Below are 2,805 nucleotides of genomic sequence, written 5' to 3'. Positions count from 1 at the left end.
GCCCCGATCCCCGGCCCGAACACCGCCCCCTGCGCCTGACGCTGCGCCAGCTGTCCGTCTTCGTTGCCGTGGCCCAGCATGGCAGCACCATGGCGGCGGCGCAGGCACTTGCGATGTCGCAGTCGGCCGTCAGCGCCTCGCTGGCCGAGCTTGAACGCGCGCTCGACAGCCCGCTGTTCGACCGCGTGGCCCGCCGGCTCAGCATCAACGAGACCGGACGCCAGTTTTTCCCGCGCGCGCTGTCGCTGCTGGACCAGGCCCAGGAACTGGAGCGCTTTGCCACCCAGACCGGCGTGCAGCTGCGCATCGCGGCCAGCAATACCATAGGCAGCTACATCCTGCCGCCGCTCCTGGCGGGCTTCCGCCATTCGCGCAGCGGCCCGTGCACGCTGGACCTGCGCATCGGCAATACCCGCGAGGTGCTGCAATCGTTGCTGCAGTTCGACGCCGATATCGGCCTGGTCGAAGGCGCCAGCCATGAGCGCGACCTGCGCAGCGTGCGCTGGTGCGACGACGAGATGGTGGTGGTGGTCGGCCCCTCGCATCCGCTTGCGGCCGCGCCGCATGACCTGGTGGCGCTGCGCGATGCCGAATGGATCGTGCGCGAGCCGGGCTCGGGCACGCGCGAGGTCATCGAGGAACGGCTGGTGCCGTTGCTGGGCGAGTTGCGCTTCGCGTTGGAGCTGGGCAACGCCGAAGCCATCAAGCGCGCCGTAATGAGCGGCTTCGGCGTCAGTTGCCTGTCGCTGCATGTGGTGCGCGATGAACTGGAGCGCGGCACGCTGGTGGCGATCCGCGACGGCCTGCCACGCATCGTGCGGCCGCTGCAGCTGGTGGTGCACCAGGACAAGTTCCCGACCCAAGGGCTACTGGCCTTTACCGAATACCTGCGCACCATGGCGCCGCGGATCGGCGGCTGAGCCGAACCCAGGCTACGGTCACGCCGGCTGCGGATCCGCGCTGCGATGGCGCCGCGCCGTGTACAGGTCGAGCAGGTGGAACAGCACCGGATTGAGCATGATCGACAGCAGCGCCCCAGCCAGGATCAGCGCCTGGCCGCGCTCGGGCAGGATCTTCAGGTAGACGCCGAGGCTGGCGAGAATGAACGAGAACTCGCCGATCTGCGCCAGGCTCACGGCAATGGTCATGCCGGTCTGCCCGGAATGCCCGAAGGCACGCACGATGCCCAGCGCCGCCAGCGACTTGCCCACCACGATGATAAACACCGTCGCCAGCACGCCCCACGGGTCGTTGACCAGCACCATCGGGTCGAACAGCATGCCCACGGATACGAAGAAAAGCACGGCGAAGGCATCGCGCAGCGGCAGCGACTCTTCGGCCGCACGATGACTGAACTCGGACTCCGCCAGCACCATGCCGGCAAAGAACGCGCCCAGCGCGAACGACACGCCAAAGAGCGCATAGGCGCCGTAGGCCACGCCCAGCGCCGTCGCCAGCACGCCCAGGCGGAACATCTCGCGGTTGCCGGTCCAGACGATGCGCTCCAGCATCCACGGGATAAAGCGCCGGCCGATCACCAGCATCACCGCAACGAAAGCGGCCACCTTGCCCAGCGTCGCGAAGATCGCGAGCACCACGTCACCGGTAGCCGGCGCGGCCTCGCCCGGTGTTTCGCCGGCGCCCGCCAGCAGACCTGCCATGGCCGGCAGCAGCACCAGGGCCAGCACCATCGCCAGGTCTTCCACGATCAGCCAGCCGACCGCGATGCGGCCCTGCGGCGACTCCACCAGGTCACGCTCCTGCAAGGCCTTGAGCAGCACCACGGTGCTCGCCACCGACAGCGCCAGTCCGTACACCAGCCCCTGCCCCCATGACCAGCCGAAGCCCCAGGCCACCAGCATCCCCATCAGCGTGGCGATGCCGATCTGCACCACCGCCCCCGGAATGGCGATGCGCTTGACCGCCATCAGGTCCTTGATCGAAAAGTGCAGCCCCACCCCGAACATCAGCAGGATCACGCCAAGCTCGGCCAACTCCGGCGCCAGGGCCTGGTCGGCGGTATAGCCAGGCGTGTGCGGACCGACCACGATGCCTGCGCACAGGTAGCCGATCAACGGCGGCAGGCGCAGCCGGCTGGCGATGGCGCCAAGGATAAAGGCCAGGACGATACCGCCGACGATGGTACTGATAAGCGGGGTGGCGTGATGCATGCGCGCGGGATTCCTCGTGTCAGGGGCTGAACGGCTAACCCGCTCCCAGCCCTGGCAACCGCGACAGCGCCTCCGGCGCGCACCAGCGGTCAGCGCGGGGAAGTCGCCGCAACAATTGGCAGCAGCATCGGAACGGGGAAGAACGGGAAGTGCCGCAGCGGCCCCGGACACGCCGGCGGCGCGTCACGGATCGGGGATGGCGATTGACATGCTGCCCCGCTATCCATCACGCGGAGCCCCCCGAAAAGCGTACGACAGGAGTAATGTAACATGCCCGCCACGTGCCCGAGGCGCGGAGATGGCGGACGATCCGGCGCCCGGAAAACAAAAACGGCGCCGCGAGGCGCCGTTCTGCATGCAACTGGAGGCGGAGGTCGGAATCGAACCGGCGTACACGGCTTTGCAGGCCGCTGCATAACCACTCTGCCACCCCGCCAGGTGACGTGCTGCTGGATTGTATCCGCATTCAGCCGATGCTGCCGGAGCGCAGCTTCCGGCAATGTCTTGCGGCGATTCAACCCAAACAAAAAGGGAAGCGGCGCTTCCCTTTGGGGATTGGAGCGGGAGACGAGTCTCGAACTCGCGACCTCAACCTTGGCAAGGTTGCGCTCTACCAACTGAGCTACTCCCGCAT

2 protein-coding genes and 2 tRNA genes are annotated in these 2,805 nt (G+C 67.6%); 1 reads left to right on the top strand and 3 read right to left on the bottom strand.

Annotated elements, in window-relative coordinates:
- Positions 1–920 (top strand): LysR family transcriptional regulator (locus AC3WON_RS30865; RefSeq protein WP_492353454.1); only part of this gene is annotated, 920 nt, incomplete at its 5' end.
- Between the two features lie 18 nt (positions 921–938).
- Here AC3WON_RS30865 and AC3WON_RS30860 read toward each other — a convergent pair.
- From AC3WON_RS30860 to AC3WON_RS30850, 3 genes are all read right to left on the bottom strand, one after another.
- On the bottom strand, positions 939–2,171 hold the full coding sequence (locus AC3WON_RS30860) for a cation:proton antiporter domain-containing protein (RefSeq protein WP_492319869.1): 1,233 nt from the start codon (positions 2,169–2,171) through the stop codon (positions 939–941).
- Positions 2,172–2,533: 362 nt separating this feature from the next.
- Positions 2,534–2,607 (bottom strand) — tRNA-Cys (locus AC3WON_RS30855).
- Between the two features lie 120 nt (positions 2,608–2,727).
- Positions 2,728–2,803 (bottom strand) — tRNA-Gly (locus tag AC3WON_RS30850).
- Positions 2,804–2,805: the final 2 nt, after the last annotated feature.

It is taken from the genome of Cupriavidus sp. FW305-46 (genome assembly GCF_058787075.1).
This window is presented reverse-complemented; position numbering and strand designations above follow the sequence as displayed.

Coding starts and splice junctions, on each gene's coding strand:
- AC3WON_RS30860 (WP_492319869.1), bottom strand. CDS start 2,171: ATGCATCACGCCACCCCGCTTATCAGTACCATCGTCGGCGGTATCGTC.